The sequence below is a fragment of the Desulfovibrio sp. SGI.102 genome (assembly GCF_050314315.1).
Classification (GTDB): Bacteria; Desulfobacterota; Desulfovibrionia; order Desulfovibrionales; family Desulfovibrionaceae; genus Desulfovibrio.
Genome location: NZ_JBNPNC010000046.1, coordinates 1 through 22394, shown reverse-complemented (window position 1 = coordinate 22394; position 22394 = coordinate 1). Strand labels below are relative to the sequence as shown.

The window sequence follows — 22394 nt, the reverse complement described above, 5'->3', positions numbered from 1 at the left end:
TTCAGAGGCAGGCCATCATGCGGAGGGCCTGCCTTTTATGGGCGTTTTTTTAGGAGGGATGTCCGTTTTCCATGCCTTTTGGGGCGACGATCCCGGAAAAGATTCTTGTGGAGCCTGTCCGGCAGGAGGCTTGCCCGCCTTCGTTATATCCGTTCCGGCGACTTCTTGCCAAAGGCCCGCTTCAGCGGACGCCATGGGCCCTCCCCCGTGTTTCAAAAAGCTACATCCCGGGCTTCATGCCCGCGGGCCAGAACGAGGAATTCCGGCGGCCTTCGCCGTCCAGGGCCCAGCCGAGCCCCCAGCCGGCCAGCGAGAAGGCAAAGCCCACGAAGAAGGGCGGCAGCGCGGCCAGCGAAGGCCAGGGCATGGGCAGGATGGCGAACTGCGGGTGCGTCATGAGGTACCAGAGCATGCAGCTCACGAAGCCCGCAGCGCAGCTGCACCAGGCGGCCAGGCTGCTGCGCTTGCCGAAGCGCACCAGGGCCACATAGGCCACCAGTACCGTGGAGCCCACGATGCTCCAGCTGGTGGTGCAGAGCATGGCGATGATCTGTCCCTTGATCTGGGCACAGCCGCCGCTGAGCAGCACACAGAAGACGATGCCCGCGAGCCACATGCCGCGCGAGGTCTTGCGGCCCGGCAGGTCTTCGGCGATGGCCGCCACGGCGATGTGGAAGATGGCCGTGGCCGTGGACAGGGAAGCCGAGACGATGGCCAGCACGAAGAGCTGCAGGCCGATGTCGGGCAGCAGCATCTTGACCAGGGCGGGCATGACGTCATCGGGCGAGGCCACTTCGGGCATGAACAGGCGGGCCAGGCTGGCCACATAGTAGGCACCGCCCACCAGCACGGTCAGCACCAGCATGGCCAGCGGCGTGATGCGGTTGACCTGCCGGGCGGAGTTGAGGGCAAAATGGCGCTGGATCATCTGGGGCTGCGCCCAGACCGCCACGGACGTGACGATGACCAGCGAGATGATGAACCAGCCCTGTCCGCCGTCGGCCAGCGAGACGAAGCCGGTATTGGCCGTGGCGGTGGGCGCCAGTTCCGCCAGCCGGGCCATGCCTTCCACCGGGCCGCCCACCTTGTCGAACACGGCCACGGTGAGCATACAGATGCCCACCAGCATGACGAAGCCCTGCATGGCTTCGGTATAGAGCACGCCGCGCAGGCCGCCCATATAGATGGCCGCCGCCACCAGCAGGGCCACGATCCAGACCAGCAGCCAGACGGGCACGGGCATGATCTGGGCCAGGAGCAGGGCCGCCCCCTTGATGACGGCCGAGGCATAGACGCCCAGGAACACGGCGAAGATCAGGGCCAGACAGCGGCCCAGCAGGGGGCTGCGGTGGCCGTTGGCCAGCAGCTGCACCGGGGTGCGGGCCTGCAGGTTGCGCTGGCACAGGCGGGTGGGCCAGGCCAGATAACGATAGACGATCCAGGTCCCCAGCCAGACGTTACCGGCGGCCACCAGCAGCATCTGCATGCCGTAGGCATAGGCCAGACCGCCAAAGCCCACCAGGGCCACGGCGGAGATATAGGTAGCCACATAGGCAAAGGCCTGGATGCCGAAACCCACGCGGCCCGAGACCATGACATCATGCCCGCTGCCCTTGCGGGACAGCCAGATGAACAGGGCGATGTAGCCGCCCCAGATGAGGACATCGGCCAGCATCTAGCGCCCCCTTCCCTGACGGATCAGGCTGAAGAGGGAAAGCACCAGCGCGGCCAGCAGTGAAAGCACCGCCAGCAGCACCGGAGCGTCCGCCAGCCCCAGAACGGAAAACAGTTCCATACGCAACTCCGGTTACGGTCTGACGGGAACGGCAGGGAGCCGCCTCCCGAATATAGACAGTGTAGACAGAAGTGCTGTCCCGAGGCAAGTCCATTTTCCGTTTTTCGGCGGAAAGGCGATACTCTCCGGCCCCGGACCGGAAGGCGGAAAGGGGAGCTAAGCAGCCGGGGTCCATAAAAAAAAGGGCCCCGCAGGGCCCTTGGGTACGGAAGTCGGATGCGATCAGCGCTTCCAGGGCGTGATGGCGCACTTGATGCAGTCGTCCTGTCGCTGTTCGAAGATGCGGTAGCCCTCCAGGATCTTGTTCAGGGGCAGGCTGTGGGTGATGAGCGGGTTGGTGTCGATGCGGCCGCGCTCGATAAGGCGGATCAGCTCCGCGCTGTGGGTGGCGTCCACACCGCCGGTACGGAAGGTCAGGTTCTTGCCGTACATCAGGTGCAGGGGCAGGCTCTGCGCTTCTTCATACATGGCCACCACAGCCACGGTGGCATTGGGGCGGGCCACTTTCCAGGCGGTCTGGAAGGTATCGTGCCCGCCCGCGCATTCGATGACCGCATCGGTGCCCAGACCGCCGGTGGCGTCGAGGATGCGCGCTTCCACGTCATCCGCGGCGGCGTCGATGGTCAAATCGGCATAACCGCGTTCCTGCGCCAGCTGCAGGCGGCTGGGCAGGATGTCCACGGCGATGACCTGCGCGGGGCCGAACAGGCGTGCGCACTGCATGGCGCACAGGCCCACAGGTCCGGCCCCCAGCACGGCCACGCTGTCGCCGGGGCGGATAGCGGCCAGTTCCGCACCAAAGTAACCGCTGGCCAGCACGTCGCCCACCAGCAGCACGTCCTGATAGGACAGGGAATCGGGGATGGGGTCGAGGCCGTTGTCCGCAAAAGGCACGCGCACATACTCGGTCTGGCAGCCGTCGATGCGGCAGCCCAGCTCCCAGCCGCCGTGACGGCAGTTGTTGACGTAGCCCTGGCGGCAGAACCAGCAGGTACCGCAAAACGTTTCCACATTGGCGGCCACACGCTGGCCGGGGCGCACTTTGCGCACCTCGCTGCCCGTTGCCACCACTTCGCCCACGAATTCGTGCCCCAGCACCGTGCCGGGCAGGGCACGCGGTACCGCGCCGTTGCGGATATGCAGGTCACTGGCGCAGATGCTGGAAAGTTCCACTTTGACGATGGCGTCGCGCGGATCCTGTATCTGCGGCAGGGGACGTTCCTCCAGCCGCAGGTCGTTGGTACCGTGATAGACCAGTGCATGCATGGTTTCAGCCATAAGCCCCTCCTTGTGCGGACATGCAGCCATCATATCCGTCCACTATGGCGGGCTTTGGGCAGTGTGTAAAGCGTTCCCGCCCGGTCTGTCCGGCCGGGGCTTCATGGGACGGGCCGTCCCGCGGCATCAGGACTTGCGGATGAGCGTGGGCAGGTCGTCTTCCGTGGAGCAGAAGCGTTCCCAGCGGAAATCGCGGCGGTCTTCCAGCAGGCGGGGGACAAGGTCCGGCACATCGACGGGCCAGAAACAGTCAGGGCGGGGGTGGTGCACGCCCGGTCGTCCGGCCTGCGGGCGGCAGGCAAGGATGGCTTGTCGCCATTGCGCCGGGATGGCCTCCAGACCGTACACGGCTCCCAGCAGGGCCCCGCAGATGGCGGCGTTGGTGTCCGTATCACCGCCGCGCCGCACGGTATCCACCACGCCTTCCTCCAGCGTGGGCGCGTGCAGCAGCTGCCACAGGGCATTGTGCAGGGCGATGCGGACCCAGCCCATTTTGTGTACATAATCCGCAGGCGCTTCGTGCGGCGCCAGCTCCAGGATCTCGTACAGACAGGGCTCAAGCCGCTGCCGCCGGGCAAGCCTGAGCAGCCAGGCGTACAGGTCCTGGGGAGAATCGCCGCTGCGGATGGCCTGCGCGATGAGGCAGGCATACAGGGCATTGGCCTGCTGGCAGACCGGGTGGGCATGGGTCAGGGCCGCATCCTGTTGCGCCCAGCGGGCCACGTCGTGCCAGTGGCGGGTGGCGCCGAAGATGCCCAGCGGGCTCACACGCATGAGAGCGCCGTTGGCTTGGCTGTCCGGGTCGGGATGCCCGCGCAGGCCCAGGGCGATGGTCCGGCCCATGTCGAAGGGGCCGCTCTCCAGCCAGAAAAGATAACGGCGGCGGGCTTCTTCGGCATCATATTCCACGGCTTCGGCCAGCAGACGGGCCAGCATAAGGGCCATTTCCGAGTCGTCCGTGGGTTGCCCGGCCAGGATGTTCCAGGTACCGCCGTCTTCCAGCAGACGGGGTCCATCGGGATAGCGTTCGCGGATGGTGGCCGGGGAACAGAACTCCACCAGACCGCCCAGGGAATCCCCGGCGATCTGGCCCATGAGACAACCGGCGGCACGGTCGAACAGGGGATCGGTATGGCTGGGCATGGAACCTCCTTTTTTTTTCAGCTCACAGATGGTGGGGAAAGGCCTGCGGGAGAGCCTGTCCTTCTCCATTTCGAATGGAGATACCAGACCTCCGTTCCATTTTGCGGAATGGAGTATGCTGACTGCAGCTGTGCAAGAGATTTTGTCATCATCCCGTCCCACATATTTTTTCTGAAAAGCAGATCGTACGCGCTCGTGTGGCTGCGGGCACAGCCCGGAGGCGGGCGCTGTGGCAAGATTGGCCTGCTCACGCTGATGCGACCATTGAGACGTGACAGCGGGGGACAACAGGCAGGCCGTCCTCGTGGAAGGCGGCCAAACAGGCAGGAGGGCAGGATGGACGGCAGCATGCAGATGGAGGCCGCGCCCCGGGCGTGTCCCCAGCCGGGGAGATGGAAGGGCCGCGCGGCTCTGGCGGGGGCCGCGCTGGCCTTTGTGCTGGGGGCAGCCCATTTTTTTCGCAGCGGGCAGCATGGCCTTGCTTGTGTTTGTCTGGTCTGGGCCGGGCTGCTCTGGCGGCCGGTGGCCTGGCTGCGGCGCAGTGCCGCGGTCTTTTTGCTGGGGCTGGCCGCGGAGTGGGGCATGACGACGCTGGCCCTGGCCCGCTGGCGTCTGCAACTGGGCCAGGACTGGCTGAGGATGGTCTGCATACTGGGTGCGGTGGCCGCGCTTACCCTGCTGGCGGCCGCAGCCCTGCGCAGTCGCGCCTGCCGCCGGGGCGAGGTCTCCGGTCCCCGTGCCCAGGCGCTCGCCTGTTTGCTGGTCTCGGCCCTGCTGTTGCTGCTGGACGGGCTGCGGCCTGATCTTTTGCTGCTGCACCGGCTCGTACCGGGCTGGGGAGCGGTGCAGGCCCTGCTGGCCGGTCTGTGGGCGGGCCTCGTCTATGGCTGGCTTGCGGACAGGCGTCGGGCCCCCGTATGGCGGCGGCGCATCTGGCTGCTGTTTTCCTGCGTGTTTTTCGGGCAGCTGCTGGCGGGGCTTTTCCTGCACAGCCTGTTCCTTTTGCAGGGCGTGCCGCATCTGCCCGTGCCGGGACTCATCCTGTCCGGCCCGCTGTACCGGGGCGGGGGCTCGCTCTTCATGCCCGGGCTGTTCGCGGTCTCGCTGCTGCTGGCGGGCAGTGCCTGGTGCAGCCATCTGTGCTATCTGGGCGTCTGGGATGCCCGGGCGGCGGATGCCGGGCCCCGCAGCGGCCGGGGCGTGCCCGCGCTCTGGCGCAAGATGCGCTGGGGCCTGCTGGCCGTGAGCCTGCTCCTGCCTTTGGGGCTGCGCCTTGCCGGGCTGCCGTGGCCCTGGGCCCTGGTCTTCGCGCTGGCGCTGGGGCTGGCCCTGTTGCCCTGTGCCCTCTGGCTGAGCCGGAAGCTGGGCATCCCGGTGTATTGTTGCGGCATCTGTCCGCTGGGGATGACGGCCAACCTGCTGGCGCGTCTCTCCCCGTGGCGTCTGCGCCGGAACGGGCACTGCACGGGATGCGGGGCCTGTGCGCGGGTCTGCCGATACGGTGCCCTGCGGCTGGACGGGGACGGCAGGGTCGCCGGCCCGGGTTGGCGCTGCACCCTGTGCCGGGACTGCATGTCCGTCTGCCGTCATAGAGCCCTGGAGATCCGTTGCTGCGGACAGGGCGGGGCGTGGGTGGAGCAGGCGCTGCTCTGTTCGCTGAGCGTCCTGCATACGCTCTTTCTCTTCATGGGACGTGTCTGATGCCCTGAGGGCCCGGCAGCTCCCGTGACGTTCCCCGTGGCCGTTCCACGCGCAGAAAAAAAGGAGGACGACCGCTGTGGCCGTCCTCCCGTTTTGCGTCAGCAGGGATGGTTTACGGCAGCACCAGCTGAAAATCGGGACGGAAGCTGTCCAGCAGGGAGAGCAGTTCCTTCACCGGTGCGGCGTTCTGGAGCAGGCCCTGCTGCACGGCCTGTTCAGGTGTCAGGCGGCCTTCGAACAGGGCCATCATCTGCAGGCGGGTGCAGGTGAGCAGGGGGGCGCGGCGGTCACGATCCGCCCTGTGCGCCGTGAGCACGCTGTTGGCCAGATGCAGTTCCCAGCCTTCCTGCATGTCTGTCAGGCGGATGAGCAGATCCAGCGTCTTTCCCTGGGCCCGGATTCCATCCAGACGCACGCCCAGATAGTCGAAGTACAGGGCCGCGGGCATGGCCCTGGCCTGCGTGTTGACGGGGCTGGCGGCATTGGCGGGCACGGCGGGCGGCAGGCCCCGCAGGTCGCGGGCGCCGCTCAGGTAAAAGTTGCGCCAGGGGGCGCTCTCGGCCTGATAGCCCAGCTGTTCCAGGGCATCGGCGGCCAGCTCGCGGGCGGCCTTGTTGTCCGGCTCGGCAAAGATCACGTGGTCGAGCACCTGGGCCACCCAGCGGTACTGACCGGCCTCAAAGTCCTTGCGGGCCCGCTTCAGGACGGCATCGGCACCGCCCATGTATTCCACATATTTGCGGGCGGCCTCCACCGGGGCCAGCATGTGCAGGTGCGCGGGGTTGCCGTCGAACCAGCCCAGATAATAGTTGTACACGGCCTTGGCATTGTGGTTGAGGCTGCCGTAATAGCCGCGCAGGCTGAAGACCCGCTGCAGTTCGGGAGGCAGACGCAGGGTCTCCGCGATCTCCAGCATGGTCTGGCCTTTATTGGCCAGATGCAGGGTCTGGTCATTGATGTAGCGGTACAGGTCCCGCATCAGGCCCAGCTCGGTACGCACCCGTTCCGCTCCCCAGACGGGCCAGTGGTGCATGCCGTACAGGACCTCCGCCTCGCCGCCCCAGCGCTGCAGGCTCTCGTCCAGGGCACGGCTCCAGCACAGGGGATCGCGCGCCTTGGCCCCGCGCAGGGTGTAGAGGTTGTGCATGGTGTGGGTGCAGTTCTCGGCGGCGGTCAGGGCCTTGAGCTCAGGGATGTACCAGTGCATCTCCGCCGGGGCCTCGGTGTTGGGTGCCAACTGGAAGATGAAGGTCAGGCCGTCCAGCTGCAGGGTCTCGCCATCCTTTTCGATGAGGTGGGTGGGCTCCAGCAGGCCCGACGTGCCGCGGGAGGTGGCCAGCCCCAGCCCGGCGCCCACATGCCCGCGCGGCGAGGGCGGCAGCAGGGAGCCGTACATGTACTGGGCCCGGCGGCTCATGGCATTGCCGGCCAGCACGTTCTCGGCCACGGCCGCTTCCATGAAGCCCCCGGGCGCGATGATCCGCACCTTGCCGGCGGCCACGTCCTTTTCATCTACCACGCCGTGCACGCCGCCGTAATGGTCCACATGGCTGTGGGAATAGATGACGGCCACCACCGGCTTGTGCGGCCGGTGGGCGTAATAGAGCTTGAGGGCCGCCGCGGCGTTCTCGGCGGAGATAAGCGGATCGACCACGATGATGCCGCTGTCGCCCTCGATGATGGTCATGTTGGAAAGGTCGGCATTGCGGATCTGGTAGAGGCGGTCCACGACCTTGTAGAGGCCGTCGCGCAGCACCAGCTGGCTTTGCCGCCACAGGGAAGGATTGACCGTATCCGGCGCCTGGGTGGGCATGATGACCGACGGCGGAAAGTCGCGGCTCATGGCCGGGGCCAGAAAATCATAGGGGGCCAGGTTCCAGGTCTCGCGGCCGTTGGCGTCGAGGATGCGGCCCCTGTCCGGCAGGGGAGCCAGAAAGCCGCGCTGGGCATCCTGAAAATCCTGCCGGTCGGCAAAGTCCACTTCTTTGCTCATGGCCGCGTGGGCGGCGCGTGTGTGCTCCGTGGCCGGTTTGCTCATGTCCGCGGCATCTGGGGCAGGAGCCGCCCAGGCAACGCCGGGGCCGCAGGACAGCAGGGCGGCGCACAGGGCCGAAGTCAGCAAGGTACGCATGGGTTCCCTCCATCGGGGTATGCTCGGGAAAAGGCCGGCCACAGGAAGGCGGACCTTTGGAGAGATCCCGGCACGGGACGGGTCCGCTGCCGGATCTTTTGCCAGTATCGCGTCCGTCCCGGTCGAAGGCAAGCGGATTCCGGACTAGGGCATGCGGCCGGGACAGGCCGGGAACGGATAAAAAAGGCCGGAGAGGCTCCGGCCTTTGGGCATGCTTTGGGGGCGGGGCCACCCGCCGCAGGATCACATGCTGTGCTCGAAGTAGCGGGCCACTTCCGCGGGATCGGGACGACCGTCGGGGCCGTACTGGCTGAGGATGAGCATGAGCTTGAGGCGGGCCTTGGCGGCGCTCAGTTCTCCGGCCATGATGACGCCCATCTTGTGCTGTTGCAGCATGCCGCCCTCGTAGCCGTATTCGTCCAGCACGCGGCCGCCCGTGCGGGTGGCGTTGACCACGATGATCCCTTTCTCCAGGGCGCGCGCGATACCGGGGATCACATAGGGCGGCACGTTGCCGCGGCCGAAGCTTTCCACCACGATGCCGTCCACACCGCGCGAGACGGCAAAGTCCAGATAGGCGGCATCGGAACCGGTGACCAGCTTGATGAGGTCGACCTTTTTGCACAGGCTGTGGGGCAAAAAGGTCTGGCGGCCCAGCTGGGCCCTGCGGAAGATGACCCTGTCGCCGTCCACCACACCCAGGGGGCCCCACCAGGGGGACTGGAAGGTGGCCACGTTGGCGGCGTGGGTCTTGGTGACTTCGCGGGCGGCGTGGATCTGCTCGTTCATGACCACAAGGCTGCCCATGTTGCGGGCCGAGCGTGAGGCCGCCACGCGCACGGCCGCCAGGATGTTGCGCGGCCCGTCGGGGCTGAGCTCGTCACCGGAGCGCATGGCTGCCGTGAAACAGACAGGCTTGTGGCCTTCCAGGGAAAGATCGAGGAAATAGGCGCTTTCTTCCAGACTGTCCGTGCCGTGGGTGATGACGCCGCCGCTGACGTCGTCCATGGCCAGATACTGCCGGACCATGGCCGCCAGGCGGAACATGTGGTCAGGCGTGATGGCCGGGCTCGGCAGGTTGTCGAACTCGCGTACTTCCAGATCGCAGACGCTGCCCAGGCCGGGGATGGCCCGGACAAGGTCCGCACCGCTGACAGCGGGCACGGCCGCACCGGTCACGCTGTCATGCTGCATGGCGATGGTGCCGCCGGTAGTGATGATGACGACTTTTGACATGGGTGGTTCCGTATGTCTTGCATAAAAAAAGGGAAAAACAGCCGGCGTGCCGCCCCGGACGGCGGCAACGGGAGACTTGTACCCGACTTGCGAAGATTGCTCAAGGATATGGCGGGGAAAGGATATTGGGGTGTTTCCTTCCTTTACGCTGCATCTGTCCCGTGCTATAGGAACTCATTTACATGGTTTCGCCGCCGATTCCGCATTTTTTCAGTCCTTCTTTCGGGTAGCATCATGAACATGCATGAAAAGATCCTGGATAACCTGCAGGAGCTGGTCTACATCGCCGACATGGAGACCTACGAGCTGCTTTACTACAACAGGGCCCTGGCAGAAGAATTCCACATCCCCCAGAGATTGCATGGCAAATGTTACGAGATCCTGCAGGGACGGCGGGATCCCTGTCCTTTTTGTACCAACGGCAAGCTTTCCCAGGACGGCTGCTATGTATGGAAGTTCTACAACCAGCTTGTCGGACGCCATTTTTTGCTGAGCGACAGCATTTGCGAGTTCAACGGCAGGCAGGTCAGGACGGAGATCGCCTCGGACATCACGGAGCATGTGCTCCTGCAGGAACAGCTGGACAAGAATCTTTCCCTGCAGAACTTCATCAACCACTGCGCCCGCAAGCTGTACCGGCAGGATGCCGACCTGCCTTTCCTGATCGACGACGTGCTGGCCGCCATCGGCGAATATTTGCAGGCGGACAGGGTCTATATCTTTGAGTTCTCTGACGATGTCGTCCGCAATACATTTGAATGGTGTCGTGAGGGCGTCGTGCCGCAAAAGGAATTCCTGGCCAATGTCCCTGTGGGGGGCATTGCCCGCTGGATGCCCAACTTCTACGCCCACCAGCCCATTTTGACCACGGATGTGGAAAGCCTGCGTGAAAGCAGTCCTGAAGAATACGCCGTGCTCAAACGCCAGGACATCCACTCCCTGCTGGTGTTCCCGCTTTGGAACGGCAAGAGCCTGCGCGGTTTCGTGGGCGTGGACAACCTGGATCCCGAGCGTATCGATTCTTCCCGGGTGCTGCTGTCGTCCATGAAGTTTTTCCTCAGCTCCTCCCTGTGGCGGCGGGATTCGCTGAACGAGCTGCATTTCCTCAGCTACCACGACCAGCTGACCGGGGTGTTCAACCGCAATGCTTTCCAGCGCGACGTGCAGAAGCGGGATGCCGACATCGGCGTCATCTTCCTGGACATCAACGGCCTCAAGGACATCAATGACGGCGACGGCTACAGCGGCGGGGACGCCGTCCTGGCGGCGGTGAGCCGTTCGGTCCATGAGCTCCTGCCGGATACGGCCGTATACCGCATGGGCGGTGACGAATTTGTCCTGCTGTGGCAGGGAGGGGACGAATGGGAGTTCCGCAGGGATGTGGAGCGGGTGCGTTCCCTGTTTGCCGGGACGCTGGGCTTTACCGCCTCTGTAGGCTGCGCCTGGGTGCGCCGCGAAGACGATATAGGCGAAGGCCTGATCGCCGCCGATGCCCGGATGTTTGCCGCCAAGCGGGATTTTTACCGTTCGTCGCCCCAGAGCGGTCGTTACCGGAGCGGGCTGGACGACGTCCTCGACCTGGCCCGGCCCGGCCGTCTGGAAGAGCTGCTGGCCTCGGACAGCTTTACCCTGTATTGCCAGCCCCAGTTCCGGGTGGCGGATGGCGCGGTGGTCGGCGGCGAGATCCTGCTGCGCCTGATAAGCGAGGGCAAGGTCATCCCGCCCACGCAATTCATCCCCCTGCTGGAATCCCTGTACGCCATGCTGCAGGTGGACCTGCATGTGTTCGGCAAGGTCTGCGCCTGCCTGAAACGCTGGCGGGACGAGGGGCGGCCGCTGGTGCCCATGGCCGTGAATTTTTCCCGTACGACGCTGGCCTTTCCTGAAGTGGCCGACAGGCTGGAGGAGATCAGGCAAAAGTTCGACATCCCGGCCGAGCTGTTGCAGGTGGAGATCACGGAAACGGCCAGTACGGAGGATTACCGTGCGTTCCAGAAGGTCGTGGACAGCATCCGGGCCAAAGGCTTCCGGGTGGGCATCGACGATTTTGGTGTGGCCTATGCCAATCTCATGACCCTGGCGCGTCTGGGCTTCGATGAGCTCAAGCTGGACAAGAGCCTGATGGATGACCTGTGCGGCAGCGACAAACGGCAGCGTCTGCTGCGTCTGGTCATCGAGGCTGCGGAGGATATGGGCATCCGTACCGTTGCCGAGGGCGTGGAGACCGAGGAACAGCTGGCTGTCCTGCGCAAACTGGGCTGTCCCAGGGCCCAGAGCTATCTGCTCAGCCGGCCGCTCCCGGTGGAACAGTTCGCCGCCCTGCTGTCCTGACAGGGATCGCAAAAAAGCCGCCCGCAAAGGGCGGCTTTTTTATGGTCTTCAGCCAGTTGAACGCCCGGGGCGCGCAACGGCAAAATATCCTCGCGGCGGGGCGCTGTTGCGGGGATGACGGCAGCTGCATCTGCCGGGCCGTCGTCCCGTATTACGGCTGGGGCCGTAGCTCCTCACAGCCCCAGACGCTTGTAAATGGCCGTCATGTCCACATTCTGGCGCACCACGTCGGCCAGGCGGTCCAGCGAGGCTTCCAGATCGCAGCGCACCAGCTGGCGGCCCTGCGGCTCCAGGCCCACGTCCTGCCGCACATGATCGAGCCAGGCACGGCGGAAGGCGTCGTCATCGAACAGACCGTGCAGATAAGTGGCCCAGCGACGGCCGCTCACATAGCCGCAGATGCGTTCTTCCGGAGCGCCTTGGCCCTCGCGCACGAAAAGGGGCAGGGCCGACGGACCGTGGCTGGTATGGCCGTGATGGATCTCGTAACCGCCGGTCATGACCGGCAGCGGCGTGGCGGCCCGGCGCACGCTGACCAGCGTCTTGTCCGCAGCAAAGGTGGATTCCAGATCCATGAGCCCGAGGCCGGGCACGGAAGGCGCGGCGGATTCCAGCCCCAGCGGATCGAGGATGGCGCGCCCCAGCATCTGGAGCCCGCCGCAGATGCCCAGCAGCCAGCCGTCCCGGGCGGCATGGCGGCAGATGAGCTCGGCCAGACCGTCGGCCCGCAGCGCGGCCAGGTCGGCGGCCACGCTCTTGGTACCGGGCAGGATGACCACATGAGGCTGTCCCCAGTCTTCGGCCCGGCGCACGGCCCGCAGGCGCACGTCCGGTTCGGCGGCCAGAGGCGTCATATCGGTGAAGTTGGACACATGCCGGGGCATGACCACGGCGATGTCGAGGATGCCGGGCGGGGGCGGCGTGGTGTCCGCCGCCTGCGACCAGGGGAAGCCCGCCATGTCTTCATCCGGGATATTGATGTCGCGCAGCCAGGGGATGACGCCCAGCACCGGGATGCCGGTGGCCTGCTGCACATAGGCATGGGCCGGTTCCAGAAAGGAAGCGTCGCCCCGGAACTTGTTGACGAGCCAGCCCGCCAGCAGGGAGCGCTCCTGCTGTTCCAGGGTCATCCAGGTGCCCAGCAGCGAGGCATAGACCCCGCCGCGGTCGATGTCGCCCACCAGCAGCACCGAGGCCTGCGCGTGGGCGGCCATGCGCATGTTGACGATGTCGTGCTGCTTGAGGTTCACCTCGCCTGGGCTGCCTGCCCCTTCCAGGACCATGACCTCGTGCCGGTCGGCCAGCGTGTCGTAGGCGTCGCGCACGGTCTGCCAGAGCCCGGCCTTGTAGCGGAAATATTCGCGGGCCTGCATGTGCCCCACGGGTTTGCCCAGGACGATGACCTGTGACCCGGTCTCCGAATGCGGTTTGAGCAGCACGGGATTCATGAGGGCTTCGGGATCGATGCGGGCCGCTTGGGCCTGGACGATCTGGGCGCGCCCCATCTCTTCGCCAAGGGCGGTCACCCCGGAGTTGAGGGACATGTTCTGGGCCTTGAACGGAGCCACGTCATAGCCGTCCTGACGCAGGATGCGGCAGAAGGCGGCGGCCAGGATGCTTTTGCCCGCATCGGAGGACGTGCCCTGCAGCATGAGGGCGGGACGCCGGGAGCGCGGGCGCGGCGGCACGGGCACGGACGGGTGCAGGATGCCGCGCAGGGCGTCGGCCAGCCGCTGATGGTCTTCTTCCAGCCGCACGGCGGCACGGAACCAGCTGCCGTCTTCCATGCCGCGATAATTGGAGCAGTCGCGCACGGCGATGCCGTATTCCCGCAGCAGGCGGGCATACAGGTCCGCCGGGGCCTGTTCACAGCGGAACAGCACATAGTTGGCCAGCGAGGGGAAGACCGTGATGCCGGGTACGTCGCGCAGGCAGGCGCACAGATGTTCGCGGCGGCGGCGGTTCTCGTCCCGTGTCCGGTCGGCAAAGTCCGACGTATCCGCCAGCACGGCCTGTGCGGCGGCCAGGGCAAAGGCATTGACGCTCCAGGCGGGCAGCTGTCTGCGCCATCGCCGTGCCCGTTCCGCCCGTGTGACCATATAGCCCAGGCGCACGCCGGGCACGGCATGGAACTTGGTCAGGGAGCGCAGCAGCACGGCATTGTCCGGCAGCTGCGTGATGAGGGAAGAGACGTCGTCGGGGCCCGCATAGGCGGCAAAGGCTTCGTCGATGATCCAGAGCAGGTCGGGGCGGGCCTCCAGCAGACGGCGGCAGGAAGTGGGCGGCAGGAAAGATCCGGAAGGGTTGCCCGGATTGGCCAGCCAGACGGCTGCCCGGGCCGGGACGTCCGCCAGCAGGGAGAGCAGCTGCCGGAGCATGTCCTCGTCGCTGTCCCCGCCGCGGCGCACGCCGCAGTCCGGATGGCGTACCTTCAGCCCGGCCAGTCCGCAGGCCAGGGCGTATTCGCTGAAGGCCGGTTCGATCACGGCCGCGCAGGAAGTGCCGTCTTCCTTGAGGACACGGGCCAGCAGGTGGATGAGCTCGTTGGTGCCGTTACCGAACACGAAGCAGTCCGCAGGCAGGCCGTAGACGCGGGCGGCGGCCTCCATGGCCTCTTCCGCATGGGGGGAAGGATAGGCCGAGATATGGTCCAGGGCGCGACAAAGCGCCAGACGCAGGAATTCCGGTGCGCCTTCGGGACGGACGTTGACGCTGAAATCCAGCAGGCTGTCAGGGGCGCGCCCGGCCAGTGCGGCCATGCGCAGCCGGTCGCCGCCGTGTGCCTCAGGCTTCATGGGAGTCCTCCTCAAGGGTCGGTGACGGCATGGCCTTGCCGTGAAGGCCAAGAGCGGAAAGGATGCGGGCCGCGCAGTGCTCGGGACTGGTGCAACTGGTATCGATACGCAGCTCGCCGGGCAGGGGCGCGTGGATGTCCCGCGCCTGCCGGGCGGCATGGGGCCAATCCGGCGTGCGGTCGGTACGGCCCTTTTCCCGGCGTTCCAGTTCGCCCAGTTCGCAGCAGACCTGCACGGGCAGGACGGGGATACCCCGCAGGCGCCGCCACAGGTCGTCTATCCAGTCCGGGCGCTCACCCAGCACATGGTCCACGATGACCCATGCCCCGGCGTGCGCGGCTTCGGCCGTGGCCGCGTGCAGGATGGCGGTCAGGGGCAGGCCCGTGGCGGCCATGCCCTGCAGCAGGGCCCCCGGACGGCCGGGACAGGCCCGCAGCAGATCGTCCATGGACAGGATGATGCTGTGGCGGCGGTGGTCGGCCAGCAGCTTTTCTTGCAGGGCGCGGGCCAGGGTGCTCTTGCCCGCACTGGAGGGGCCGTTGAGCAGGATCACCTGTCCGGCAGGACTGTGGGGGGCAGGAGCGGCAGGGGCCGTTTCCATATCCATATTCCCGCCAGCGGCGGCATCGGCCAGACCGCCCCAGTAAAGATGCACATAGCCCGCCCGTACATTGCCGTGATGCACGCCCTCGGGACGGGTGCCCGTACGGTCCGTGACGTCGTAGAGGGGCGCATAAGGCCGGTGCAGCTCGATGTGCGACCAGTGGAACTCGTGGCCCCGGCAGGTCTCCAGAGGCAGGCCCAGGGGCGCGCCTCCCGTGAAGCGGACATCGCGGTAACCCAGCGAGCGCAGGCCCTGCCCCATGCGGGCCGTGGCCTCCAGCACGCCGCACATGGGCCAGACGCGGCACTCCCCATCCAGACCGTGCCCCTCGGCGGCGGCTTCCAGTCCGGCACACAGATACATGTAACCGCCGCACTCGGCGTAGATCTCGCCGCCCGCGGCGGCGAAGTTCCTGATGGCGCTACGCATGGCCGTATTGGCGGACAGTTGGGCGGCGAAGGCTTCCGGGTAGCCGCCGCCCAGATACAGGGCATCCGGCTGCGGCGGCAGGGCCGTATCCCGCAGGGGCGAGAAGGGGACGATCTCCCAGCCGCGGGCGCGCAGGGTGTCCTCGTTGGCGCGGTAATAAAAGCAAAACGCCTCGTCCCGGGCCACAGCCAGTCGCCGCTGCCGCTGTCCGGGGGCGGGCAGGGGCGGCCCCAGCGGCCGGGGCCGGCGCGTCAGAGCCAGCAGGCGGTCCAGATCCACATGATTTTCCGCCAGTTCCGCCAGACGATCCGTCCACACCGTATCGCAGTCGCTTTCAGCCGCGGGCAGCAGGCCCAGCTGCCGTTCGGGGATGCGGCAGGCCTCGTGGCGGGGCAGGGCGCCCAGCAGGGGTGGCAGCCCGGCCTTTTCCAGCGCCTGACGCAGAATATCCGCATGGCGCGGGCTGCCGGCATTGTTGGCGATGACGCCCGCCAGCCGGACGCCATGACGTGCCGCCTGTTGCTGGAAACCTTCCACCAGCGCTGTCAGCGAGGCGGCCATGCCCCGCACGTTGACCACCAGCAGCACGGACAGGTGCAACACACGGGCACAATCCAGCGTGCTGCCGGAAAGGTCGTCCGGGGAGCGGCCGTCCAGCAGGCCCATGACACCCTCGCAGACAGCGGCGTCGGCTCCCTGCACGGCGGCCCGCCACTGGGCGCGCACACCGGCCTCGCCCATCATCCAGGTATCCAGATTGCAGGCCGGGCGACCGGTAGCCAGTGCATGGAAGGTGGGGTCGATGTAATCCGGCCCGCATTTGCAGCCCTGCACGGCAAGGCCCCGGCGGACAAGGGCCCGCATCAGGGCCACGGCCACGGCGGTCTTGCCCTCGCCGGAGCGGGGAGCGGCCAGACAAAAGGCGTGGAAGTCCCGCATCAGCGACCGTCCGCGGTGGACGCGGGGGCGTCCTTGTCCAGATATTTTTCCGCATAGCCGCGGGCTTCGAACAGCGCGCCCTGATCCGTGACCGTGCGTGCGCTGCCGATGAGCACCAGCGTGGACATATCCACGTCATCGGCGGGCAGGTCGGCCAGACGGCCGATCCAGCGCGTCTCTTCCGGGCGGCCGGCATGACGCACGAAGGCGCAGAGGATGTCACCGCCGCGGGCCTCGCGGAAGATGTCCAGGGCCTCGGCCAGCAGCCGGCGGCGTTTGCGCCCGGCAGGATTGTACAGAGTCACGGGCAGGGCCGACTGCGCCACGGCCCGCAGGTTGCGGCGCACTTCGTCAGCGGGCACCAGCAGGTCGGAGAGGCTGACCAGCGAAAAACCGTTCTGCAGGGGGGCCCCCAGCGCCGCAGCGGCCGTGCTGGCAGCCGTGATGCCGGGCAGCACCCGGATGGGCAGGTCGCGGAAGGCCTGTTCGCGGGCGCGCAGCTCGAACAGCAACCCGGCCATGGCCAAAATGCCCGGGTCACCGGAGCAGACCATGCAGACCGTGGCCCCGGCAGCGGCAGCGGCCAGGGCGTCGCGGCAGCGTTCCACCTCGCCCTTCATGCCGGTCTCGATGAGGCGCTTGCCGTGGATGCGGTCGCGGATGAAATCCACATATTTGCTGTACCCGGCCACAGTATCGCAGCGGCGCAGGGCCGCATCCACTTCGGGCGTGAGCTGGGCAGGGTCGCCGGAGCCCAGGCCCACCACCAGCACCTCGCCGTGCGGGGACGAGGGGACCGCGGATGCCGTGGTAGCTGCCGGAGAGACCGCAGCAGGCGTGTCGTTTTCTTTCTCCGCTTCAGTCGGGCCGGTGATGGCCAGCCCGCCGGTGATGCGGGCCACGCGCCGGGTCAGACGGTCACCGGCATGATCCGGGCCGTCCAGCAGGCAGACGGCATGGCGGCCGCTCTCGGCGCAGCAGATGACGGCAGCGTCCCCGGTGGCGGCGGGCAGCAGGGGCAAGACCTGACGGGGCGTGCCCAGGATGATGTGGGCATCGAAGCGGGGCAGGGCATCAGCCAGAGCAGCGGCCATGTCGGCCACGGGCTGCGGGGCGGGCTGCTGGTCATCGGCCGGGCAGGCGGCGAAGATCACGGGAGCGGGGGCGTCGCCCTGTGTCAGTGCGGCGGCCAGCGTACGCGCCTGGGCCAGTCCCGCCGGGCTGGCGGCATAGAGGGCGCAGGTGCCGTGGAAGGCCTCGTCGGGCAGGCTGTTGCGGTAGCCGTGGGAAAAAGAGCCGTCGTACAGGCGCGAGACCGTTGCGGAAGCAGCCAGGGCACGGCCCACCAAAATAAGGGACTGCCGCCGGAAGCCAGCTTCTTCCACCTTGCGGGCCAGATCGGCCACCGTGCCGCGCACGACCTGCTCGTCAGGCCAGGAGGCGCGGTAGACGGCCGCGGCGGGCGTATCCGGCGCAAGACCGCCCGCATCCTGCAGTTCCGCCATCAGATCGGCCACTTTGCCCGTACTGAGGAAAAAGGCCAGCGTGGCCCCCGTGCGGGCAAAAGCGGCGGCCTGCTCGCCAGCAGGCATGGGCGTGCGGCCGGGCGTGCGGGTCAGGACGACGCTCTGGGCCGTTTCCGGGCCGGTCAGTTCGCAGCCCAGGGCCGCGGCAGCGGCGAACACGCTGCTCACGCCGGGGGTGATGCGCACGGTGATGCCCCGTTGGGCCAGCCCCCGGATCTGTTCGTCGATGGCGCCGTAAAGGGCGGGATCACCGGTGTGCAGGCGCACCACGCGCTTGCCCGCCAGCGCGGCCTCGCTCATGACGGCCACCTGTTCCGCCAGATCCATGGAAGCACTGTCCCGGCAAAGGCAGTCCGGGCGGCAGTGGCGCAGCAGGGCAGGAGCCACCAGCGAACCGGCATAGACCACCAGATCGGCTTGCTGCAGGGCCCGCAGGCCGCGCACGGTGATGAGGTCTTCCGCACCGGGACCGGCGCCGACGATTTCCACAAAGGGCATGTTCATGGGCAAACTCACAGGGAGAGGTAAGGGGCTCCGGCCGCAGGGCGGTCAGGGCCTGTCGATGAAATAGCGCAGGCCGATGTCCGGGGCCTGTCCGTCAGAAGAAGTGTCTTCCGGGCTGTCGGTCGTGCCGTCGTCCGGGGACGGCAGAGGGGCCGCCACCGTGCCGGGAGCGTGCCGCAGGCTTTCCTTGAACAGGAAGGCGCCGTCAAAGTCGAAGACCAGCAGATGCAGGGACGGCACGCCGGGAGCCCGGCGGGAAAAGTGTTCCAGGGCCGCCCGGGCCAGCCCATGCAGCACGGGCTGGCGCCCGGCTTCGGGGATGGAGAGCAGGGCCTCGCGCACGGACGCACTGTGATGCAGGGCCTCGTGCAGGGCGGTCTCTCCGGGCAGGCAGGCCTGCACCTGACGGCGCAGCAGGGCCATATCCTGTTCCACCTGATGGGCGTGGGTGTTGGCGAAGCCGGCGGCATACTTGCAGAGCTTGCCCGCCATGCAGGCCACGACCACCTCCTGCATCCGGTGACGGGCGGCGATGCCCAGACTGTCGGCGATGAAATCCCCGATGCAGACGAAGGCGCTTTCCGGCCAGTGGGGCAGCTGGCGGCGGGCTCCCGCCTGGGTGCGGCCGCCGGTACAGAAGACCATCTCGCGGCCGCCGCTGCGTTGCCGGGCCCGTACGCACAGGCGCACGGTCTCCACATAGGCGGCGTGGCTGTAAGGCCGCACCAGACCCGTGCTGCCCAGGATGGAGATGCCGCCTTCCACGCCCAGCCGGGGATTGAGGGTGTGGCGGGCCAGCTCCGCGCCGTTCTCCACGCCCAGTTCCAGCAGCCAGCAGCCGTCGGTCATGCCCGCGCGGGCCAGGTTCTCGGCCAGCAGGCGACGCGGGCCGCCGGTGACGGCCCATTTGCCGGGCGGGCAGTCCAGGCCCTGCCGGGTGCAGCGGCCGATACCTTCCACGGCACGCAGGATGAGCACCGCTGCGCCTGCGTCGAGGCGATGGTCCTCCGGCCGGGCATCTTCGGGCGCGCAGGCGGAAAGGCGGGCAAAGAGCACCGCACCATGCGTGCAGTCGGGGTCGTCGCCGCCGTCCTTGACCATCTCGGCCATGCGGCCCGGAGCGGGCGGCCGCAGGGGCAGGAGGCGCTCCTTGCCGTCACCGAACAGCACGGGCACCACGGCCGGTGGCGTGCCCGTCCGCAGGGACCGCCAGCAGGCCACGGCCAGCGCGGCCGCGCAGGCGCCGGTGGAATAGCCCCAGCGCAGGGACGTGTGGTCTTTGCGGCCCATGGCGGTCTAGGCGCTCTCCATGACGGCATGCAGGGTGGTGACGGCCAGGGCGCTGCCGCCGCGACGGCCTTCCAGCACGATCTGGGGCACAGGGCAGCGGCCCAGGAGCTCTTTGGATTCCACCACGTTGACGAAGCCCACGGGCATGCCCACCACCAGAGCCGGGCGGACGCCTTCTTCAAGGATATAGCGGGCGATGCGGGCCAGGGCCAAGGGCGCGTTGCCGATGAGCACGATACCGCCATCCAGCAGGGGACGGGCTTTTTCGGCGCTGCACAGGGCGCGGGTATGGCCTTCGGTGCGGGCCCGCTCCACCACATCGGGATCCGTGATGTAACAGTGCAGGTCTTCAGGCCCGTAGCCCGGATGGAGCGTGCGCAGTTTGGGCAGGGACAGGCCGGAGCGCAGCATCTGGGAATCACAGAAGATGGGTGCCTTGCGGTGCAGGGCGGTCAGTCCGGCGGCCACCGGATCATGGCGGAAGACAAGGGTATCCGCGATGTGCATGTCCGCCGTGGTGTGGATAAGGCGGCGTGCCACGCGCCAGTGCGGGGCGGACAGGGTACGGTGCAGGTCGCATTCGGCTTCGATGCGGCGGAAGCTCTCCTGCTCGATCTCTGCGGGGCTCATGTTCCAGCGAATCGTTTCCATGGGATATCCTGCTGAACAGCAGTCAGAAAGGTCGGGAAGATCGCGACAAGAATGCAGAAAATCGGCGTGCTGTGCAAGAGGGGAAGTGGCGGGTCGGGGCGGCGCCGCCAGTCGCACAAGAAATGTTCGGGAAGGAAAGGCCTGTCTGATGGGGAACAGGCAGGCGTGCTGGCGCCGGCCTTTGGCAGACGGGCAAGAAGATATACGGCAGTGTGTCGTTATTCTTATGGAAGAGGGCGGGAAAGCTCTGCGATGATGCTTCCAGATTGGTGTACCGGATGGCCATCATGGTTCGGGATGGTGTAGCGGGGCAGGAGCGGGATAGCGCATGTGTCGTAAAACGGCCGTGACGCCGCAGCGGGTACGGCGTCACGGGGAAAACGGATGTACCTGGCTCCTATCTACAGCGAAGCCCCAAAGCGGAACGCCTGATCCAGAACAGGCTGCCCGGCCACGGCTCCGGCTTCGAACACACCGCCGGCCAGGACCTGTCCGCGATCTTGCCAGCCAAGGAAGCCCAGGAGCGCGTGGTAGTAATCCAGCACCGGTTTCCAGTTGTCAGCGCTATTGCCTTCGGCCGCCATGATGAGCGCGCACTCTTTGTGCGGATTGGCATAGCCGGGGAAGCATTCGGCCACGGCAAAAAGGCGGTCAAAAGCCGTTTTCAGCTGGCCGGAAAAGCCCCAGTAATACATGGGCGATGCCAGCACGACGATATCGGCTTCCCGGTAGGCGGGGTAGATGAGCCCCATATCGTCCTTTTGCACGCAGGGGCTTGCGGGGTCCTTACCGCCCTTCACACAGCCCAGACAGCCGTGGATATCCAGCTTGTGGAGGTCGAACCGGGTCACCTGATGGCCCGCGCTCCGGGCACCGGCGCTCAAAGCATCACACAGCATGGCCGTATTGCCCTTGCTGCGGGGACTTCCGTTGAGAATGAGGATTTTCTTGCTCATGGTGTTCCCTCCTGTACCGCATAGGCGGCACTGTGGTTGTATTGATGGTGGGCATGGCTCTACGCGTATCCTGTCGGGGCAGGCCGGACCGTGCCTTTGGCGTCTGCCGTGGCTGAAGTCGCTGTCCGGGCTCGCTGGCGAGGAAGGGCGGTCATGCCTTTGTTTTCTTTCGGCGGACGGATGATCGCTGTCGTGTCCGTATGCATATTTTTGTAATGATCACTAAGAAAATGTCAATACCCTTGTCGCACCTGCTGCCCAGGGACAGCCGGCAGGAAAAGTGGCAACAGGACTAAGACGTACGGACAGCGGGAAGAAGGAGCAGGTCTGGCGGGCCTATGGGAGGCGCGGCGGCAGCATGCGGGCGGCGTGGGCCGCGATGGCTTTGAGCTCGGACTGGAAGAGCCCGTCCCGGGCCTGCAGGGACAGGCCTTCGAGCAGGGTGTTCAGCGCACCGGCCAGAGCCGGGACATCGGTATCCGGGGGGATTTGCTTGTCGCGTATGGCCCGGCGGAGCCTTTCGGCAAACATCTGCTTGGTGGCCAGGCGGAGCTGGCGGACGGTCTCGATGATCTCTTTCTCGTCCGCCGCGATGTTCACGGCCGCCAGGACCACCATGCAGCCGCAGGGCGTTTCCGGCGAAAGCAGGATTTGTGCGGCTTCCTGGAAAAAATCCTCGACCGCCGCATAGATGTCGGGAGCGGCCAGAAAGCGTTGGGCCGGGGCCTCCCAGTAGGTCTGCTCGTAATGGCGCAGGGCTTCCAGAAAGAGCGTGGCCTTGTTGCCGAACGTGGCGTAGAGGCTGGGGGGATTGATCTTCATGGCCTTGCACAGGGATGCCACAGAGGCCGGGGCGTAGCCCTGCTGCCAAAAGACCTCCAGCGCACGGTGCAGGGCCAGGCCCCGATCGAAGGCACGCGGGCGGCCTTTGCCGCGCGCTGCGGCATCAGAGGTACGGTTCGTCGGCATGGGCATTCCTTTGCTTGGTTGTCTGGGATGATGTGTAGGCCAGGGGGCAAAAAAATTCAAATGCTCTTTGCGGACAAGGCAAGTGCGGGTAAATTTTTTATAGTCTGCGCTAAATA

At 66.6% G+C, this 22394-nt stretch carries 14 protein-coding genes; 2 read left to right on the top strand and 12 right to left on the bottom strand.

Annotated elements, in window-relative coordinates:
- Nucleotides 1-220: 220 nt before the first annotated feature.
- From ACQRCJ_RS09800 to ACQRCJ_RS09790, 3 genes are all read right to left on the bottom strand, one after another.
- Nucleotides 221-1675, bottom strand: a complete 1455-nt coding sequence (locus ACQRCJ_RS09800; protein WP_427799697.1) for a sodium:solute symporter family protein — start codon at nucleotides 1673-1675, stop codon at nucleotides 221-223.
- Nucleotides 1676-2017: 342 nt separating this feature from the next.
- Nucleotides 2018-3073 (bottom strand): alcohol dehydrogenase, encoded by a 1056-nt coding sequence (locus ACQRCJ_RS09795; RefSeq protein WP_427799696.1) that lies wholly within the window; start codon nucleotides 3071-3073, stop codon nucleotides 2018-2020.
- Between the two features lie 126 nt (nucleotides 3074-3199).
- Complete coding sequence (locus ACQRCJ_RS09790; RefSeq protein ID WP_289616346.1) at nucleotides 3200-4216, bottom strand: ADP-ribosylglycohydrolase family protein; 1017 nt, start codon at nucleotides 4214-4216, stop codon at nucleotides 3200-3202.
- A 336-nt stretch (nucleotides 4217-4552) separates the two neighbouring features.
- On the opposite strand from ACQRCJ_RS09790, the gene ACQRCJ_RS09785 reads away from it, so the two are divergent.
- Nucleotides 4553-5917 (top strand): 4Fe-4S dicluster domain-containing protein, encoded by a 1365-nt coding sequence (locus ACQRCJ_RS09785; protein WP_303930464.1) that lies wholly within the window; start codon nucleotides 4553-4555, stop codon nucleotides 5915-5917.
- Between the two features lie 112 nt (nucleotides 5918-6029).
- Here the strand turns inward: ACQRCJ_RS09785 and ACQRCJ_RS09780 are convergent, their stop codons facing one another.
- On the bottom strand, nucleotides 6030-8048 hold the full coding sequence (locus ACQRCJ_RS09780) for an alkyl/aryl-sulfatase (protein WP_303930462.1): 2019 nt from the start codon (nucleotides 8046-8048) through the stop codon (nucleotides 6030-6032).
- A 243-nt stretch (nucleotides 8049-8291) separates the two neighbouring features.
- Nucleotides 8292-9284, bottom strand: a complete 993-nt coding sequence (locus tag ACQRCJ_RS09775) for an asparaginase (protein WP_297138763.1) — start codon at nucleotides 9282-9284, stop codon at nucleotides 8292-8294.
- Between the two features lie 234 nt (nucleotides 9285-9518).
- On the opposite strand from ACQRCJ_RS09775, the gene ACQRCJ_RS09770 reads away from it, so the two are divergent.
- Complete coding sequence (locus ACQRCJ_RS09770; protein ID WP_427799695.1) at nucleotides 9519-11615, top strand: bifunctional diguanylate cyclase/phosphodiesterase; 2097 nt, start codon at nucleotides 9519-9521, stop codon at nucleotides 11613-11615.
- A 173-nt stretch (nucleotides 11616-11788) separates the two neighbouring features.
- Here ACQRCJ_RS09770 and ACQRCJ_RS09765 read toward each other — a convergent pair whose 3' ends face one another.
- The 7 genes from ACQRCJ_RS09765 to ACQRCJ_RS09735 form a co-directional block, all read right to left on the bottom strand.
- The gene (locus ACQRCJ_RS09765; RefSeq protein ID WP_427799694.1) at nucleotides 11789-14410 is read right to left on the bottom strand and encodes a cobyric acid synthase; all 2622 of its coding nucleotides are present in this window, start codon (nucleotides 14408-14410) and stop codon (nucleotides 11789-11791) included.
- On the bottom strand, nucleotides 14400-16382 hold the full coding sequence (locus ACQRCJ_RS09760; protein ID WP_427799693.1) for a cobyrinate a,c-diamide synthase: 1983 nt from the start codon (nucleotides 16380-16382) through the stop codon (nucleotides 14400-14402). Before ACQRCJ_RS09760 ends, ACQRCJ_RS09765 begins: the two co-directional genes overlap by 11 nt.
- Entirely contained in the window at nucleotides 16382-18412 is a 2031-nt protein-coding gene (gene cobM / locus ACQRCJ_RS09755; RefSeq protein WP_427799692.1) for a precorrin-4 C(11)-methyltransferase, read from the bottom strand. The genes ACQRCJ_RS09760 and cobM overlap by 1 nt, the downstream gene beginning before the upstream one ends.
- 45 nt (nucleotides 18413-18457) lie before the next feature.
- Nucleotides 18458-19702, bottom strand: a complete 1245-nt coding sequence (gene cbiD / locus ACQRCJ_RS09750; protein ID WP_320861470.1) for a cobalt-precorrin-5B (C(1))-methyltransferase CbiD — start codon at nucleotides 19700-19702, stop codon at nucleotides 18458-18460.
- 6 nt (nucleotides 19703-19708) lie between these two features.
- A complete protein-coding gene (locus ACQRCJ_RS09745) occupies nucleotides 19709-20353 on the bottom strand; it encodes a precorrin-8X methylmutase (protein WP_304015222.1) in 645 nt (214 codons plus the stop codon).
- A 401-nt stretch (nucleotides 20354-20754) separates the two neighbouring features.
- Nucleotides 20755-21309 (bottom strand): flavodoxin family protein, encoded by a 555-nt coding sequence (locus tag ACQRCJ_RS09740; RefSeq protein ID WP_168934567.1) that lies wholly within the window; start codon nucleotides 21307-21309, stop codon nucleotides 20755-20757.
- A 336-nt stretch (nucleotides 21310-21645) separates the two neighbouring features.
- Nucleotides 21646-22278 carry a TetR/AcrR family transcriptional regulator gene (locus ACQRCJ_RS09735; RefSeq protein WP_427799691.1) on the bottom strand — a complete coding sequence of 211 codons (633 nt, stop codon included), beginning with the start codon at nucleotides 22276-22278 and terminating at the stop codon, nucleotides 21646-21648.
- Nucleotides 22279-22394: the final 116 nt, after the last annotated feature.